The 4,238-nt window shown below is 62.4% G+C and carries 3 protein-coding genes, 3 tRNA genes and 1 pseudogene; all 7 read left to right on the top strand.

Annotated features, from left to right (window positions below; all coding sequences use genetic code 11):
* A partial coding sequence (locus JCM19049_RS08910; protein WP_279402804.1) for a zinc finger domain-containing protein occupies nt 1–559 on the top strand: 559 nt, incomplete at its 5' end.
* A gap of 138 nt (nt 560–697) precedes the next feature.
* A tRNA-Gly gene (locus JCM19049_RS08905) sits at nt 698–771 on the top strand.
* 351 nt (nt 772–1,122) lie between these two features.
* Nucleotides 1,123–1,195: transfer RNA gene (locus tag JCM19049_RS08900), tRNA-Pro, on the top strand.
* Between the two features lie 160 nt (nt 1,196–1,355).
* Nucleotides 1,356–1,430: transfer RNA gene (locus JCM19049_RS08895), tRNA-Pro, on the top strand.
* Nucleotides 1,431–1,521: 91 nt separating this feature from the next.
* A pseudogene (gene tig, locus JCM19049_RS08890) lies at nt 1,522–2,881 on the top strand (trigger factor).
* Between the two features lie 354 nt (nt 2,882–3,235).
* The gene (locus tag JCM19049_RS08885) at nt 3,236–3,835 is read left to right on the top strand and encodes an ATP-dependent Clp protease proteolytic subunit (protein ID WP_054821410.1); all 600 of its coding nucleotides are present in this window, start codon (nt 3,236–3,238) and stop codon (nt 3,833–3,835) included.
* Nucleotides 3,836–3,881: 46 nt separating this feature from the next.
* The coding region (locus JCM19049_RS08880) for an ATP-dependent Clp protease proteolytic subunit (protein WP_279402803.1) at nt 3,882–4,238 on the top strand (357 nt) is incomplete at its 3' end.

Below are 4,238 nucleotides of genomic sequence, written 5' to 3'. Positions count from 1 at the left end.
GGAACAGGTCCAGGTGCAACTGGACAAGCTCGGGCCGGACCCCCTGGCTGGAGCCGCGATCCGGTTCAACCAGTCCAAGGGCAGGGACCTGGACGCCGACCCGCAGGCCGCACTGGAGGCCGGGTACCGCCAGTTCCGGCACAACCTGTCGGCCACCCGCACGCCCATGGGCCTGGTGCTGATGAACCAGGCGCTGATCTCCGGCGTCGGGAACATCTACCGCGCTGAGTCGCTCTACCGCTGCCGGATCAGCCCGCAGCTGCCGGCCAATGAGCTCTCCGCCCGGGCGGCCAAGAAGCTGTGGTGGGACATTGTGCAGATCATGCAGGACGGGGTGCGTGACGGGAAAATCATCACCACCTGGCAGGAGGACCGCAACGAGCCGGGACCTCTGTGGCCCGATAACGCCTACTACGTCTACCAGCGTCAGGGGCAGGCCTGCCGGCGCTGCGGCACCGCCATCCGGCTCGAGGAGGTCGCGGGCCGCAAACTGTATTGGTGCACTCGCTGCCAGCGACCGCCGCGCAAGCGTCCAGCCGGCCCAGCCACTGGTCGGTGATCTGCGCGGTCAGCGGCTCGCGCGTGCCTGCAGTGGGAAATGAGAGCCCTAGTCGGAACTGGATAACCCCGGATTTGCGCTAGTCAAGAAAAGTGTTCTAGACTGATTCCTGTTCGCGGCACCGCCGCTGCGGAATCTGGGGATGTAGCTTAATGGTAAAGCCTTAGTCTTCCAAACTAATGACGCGGGTTCGATTCCCGTCATCCCCTCCACCGACAGGATCCCGTTCACCCGGGGTCCTGTTTCTGTTTCCCCGCAAATCACGGTCTCTTCACGCTGCGTGTCGTGGTTATCACAGCCACTCGGTCAACGCCGGAGTCGCGGCAGGCCTGCAAGGGCCAGGAGTGGTAGGGATAATTTCCCCTGATTCCGCGGAATTTCGCCGGTAATTGGGGCAATGAACACGCTCAATCACAATCCGCCGCAGATTTTGTTTTCAGTTTCGCGCAGTGTAAATTTGTCTCTTGTGGCCAATCCCGGACAGCCTTCGCGGCACAGTTCGAAATGACCATGTGATTAGTGTCTTTATGTTCTGCCTTGGGTGGAACTCAAAGCCTACTGATCGGGGTGTAGCTCAGCTTGGCTAGAGCGCGCGCTTTGGGAGCGTGAGGTCGCAGGTTCAAATCCTGTCACCGACTCTGAACCGGATTAAAGCACTTGACCGTGTCGCCTCCGGGGCAGATGAGATCTAATTCGTTTAGTTCTTGTGATCAGCGGAAACTCAATAGGTTGCCGGAAGGAATCACAAACGATTAGTGGATCGAGTCTGACTGCGGTTAGACTTGTCACTGCTAATCGGGGTGTAGCTCAGCTTGGCTAGAGCGCGCGCTTTGGGAGCGTGAGGTCGCAGGTTCAAATCCTGTCACCCCGACTCTGTGTGAAGAACCCCGCAACAAGTATTTTGTTGCGGGGTTCTTTTGCAGATAAGACCTAATTCTTAGATAAATCAGGAGTACAACGCTGTGAAGAGCGCCGTCGAAAACCTCAACCCGACCCGGGTGAAGCTCACCGTTGAAGTTCCTTACGAGGAGCTCAAGCCCCGCGTGGACGAGGCCTACAAGACCATCGCACAGCAGATCCAGGTCCCCGGCTTCCGCAAGGGCAAGGTTCCGGCACGCCTGATCGATCAGCGCGTTGGCCGCGGCTACGTCATCGAGACCGCCGTGAACGAGGGCCTGAACGACTACTACCAGCAGGCCATGGTGGAGAACGAGCTGACCCCGCTCTCCCGTCCCGAGGTTGACATCACCGAACTGCCTTCCATCGAGAAGGAAGGCGAGGGCCAGCTGGTCTTCACCCTGGAAGTTGACATCCGCCCGGACGTGGAACTGCCCGACTACAAGGGCCTGGAAGTGTCCGTGGACGCCAAGGAAGTTGGCGACGAAGACGTTGACAAGGCCCTGGACGACCTGCGCGGTCGTTTCGGCACCCTGAAGGAAGTTGAAGAGCCGGCCGCCGCCGATTCCTTCGTGACCATCGACCTGGTGGCCACCGTCGAGGGCGAAGAAGTCGACAACGCCCAGGGCCTGTCCTACCAGGTGGGTTCCGGCAACATGCTTGAGGGCATGGACGAGGCCGTGACCGGCCTGTCCGCCGGTGAAGACGCCACCTTCGAAACCAAGCTGGCCGGCGGCGAGCACGCCGGCAAGGACGCCACGGTGAAGGTGACCGTCACCGCCGTGAAGCAGCGCGAGCTGCCGCAGGCCGACGACGACTTCGCCCAGCTGGCTTCCGAGTTCGACACCATCGCCGAACTGCGCGAGTCGCTGGCCAAGGACGCCGCCGAGGGCAAGGTCGTCGAGCAGGGCGTCGAGGCCCGCGAACTGGTGCTGGACAAGCTGCTGGAAATGGTCGAGGTACCGGTTCCGGAGTCGGTCATCGAAGAGCAGGTTGCGCAGCACTTCGAGAACCCGAACGCCGAAGCGGACCACGACACCGAGGAGCACCGCGCGAGGTGCGCGAGAACACCGAGCGTGCCTTCCGCAACGAGCTGGTGCTGGACGCCATCGCCGACGCGAGGAAGTTGGCGTGGAGCAGTCCGAGCTGATCGACTACATCGTGCAGACCGCCGGTCAGTACGGCATGGATCCGAACCAGTTCGCCCAGATGCTCGACGGTGCCGGCCAGGTGCCGATGCTGATGGGTGAGGTGCGCCGCCGCAAGGCACTGGCCAAGGTGCTGGAGTACGCCGTGGTCACCGACTCGAACGGCGAGAAGGTCGACCTGACCTCCTTCGTGAAGCCGGCCGGTGAGGAAGAGGCCGCCGAGGCCCCGGCCGAGGAAACCGCCACCGAACAGGCCGCAGAGACCGACGCCAAGTAGTCCTGGCCTGTAGCAACCGCAACGCCTTCGGGCTGCCCGCCATGCGCTGGGCAGCCCGGAGGCGTTTTGCGTTGCTGCCGCCGGGGGCGGAGGGAGTACCGGGTTGGGCTCAAATGTGAGAGGAATCCGCTGCCTGCACCACACCGCGCCCCGCCCCGGGGCGAATTGTGTGCTTCTTCCCCACCGGGCATGCGCCGTGAGCGAAACACGGGCATGAAACTCCCCAAGAGGCAGTTGAAGTCAGTAATCTCAAAGATAACCAGTCTCGTCGCGGGAGCCAGCCCGGCTCCCACGATCTGATCTCCACATTCGGAAGAGGTAGAGAACATGTCAAATGATTCGCGCACTCCCACGATGGCCAGCGTTGACCCGGCCCACCGTGAGGACTACATCTACAACCGCCTGCTCAAGGAACGCATCATCTGGCTTGGCTCCGAGGTGCGCGACGAGAACGCCAACGCCATCTGCTCGCAGCTGCTGCTGCTCTCGGCAGAGGACCCGGAAGCGGACATCTACCTCTACATCAACTCCCCGGGCGGTTCGATCACCGCGGGCATGGCCATCTACGACACCATGAAGTTCATCCCGAACGACGTGGTCACCGTGGCCACCGGCCTGGCCGCCTCGATGGGCCAGTTCCTGCTCTCCTCCGGCACCCCGGGCAAGCGCTACGCCACCCCGAACGCCCGCATCCTGATGCACCAGCCTTCGGGCGGCATCGGCGGCACCGCCTCGGACATCAAGATCCAGGCCGAGCTGATCATGCACATGAAGAAGATCATGAGCGAGCTGACCGCCGAGCAGACCGGGCAGAGCCTGGACCAGATCCTGATCGACAACCAGCGCGACAAGTGGTTCACCGCGGAAGAAGGCCTGGAATACGGTTTCTTCGACAAGATCGCCCTGCACGCTGGCAGCGTCAGCGGCGGCGGCGGCGTGGGCAACGAATCCTAAAGCCAGCCCCTCGATTGAATTCACCAGATTTTTTGTAGGAGACACCATGCAGTTCAAGCCTGAAGCCACCGCGGGGACAATGCCCGAGGCCCGTTACATCCTGCCGCAGTTCGAAGAGCGTACCCCGTACGGCTTCAAGCGCCAGGACCCGTACGCGAAGCTGTTCGAGGACCGCATCATCTTCCTGGGCGCCCAGGTCGATGACGCCTCGGCCGACGACGTCATGGCCCAGCTGCTCGTGCTGGAATCCATGGACCCGGAGCGCGACGTCACCCTGTACATCAACTCGCCCGGTGGTTCCTTCACCGCGATGACCGCGATCTACGACACGATCCAGTTCATCCGCCCCGAAGTGCAGACCGTGTGCCTGGGCCAGGCCGCCTCGGCCGCTGCAGTGCTGCTG

This window comes from Arthrobacter sp. JCM 19049, assembly GCF_001310435.1.
This window is presented reverse-complemented; position numbering and strand designations above follow the sequence as displayed.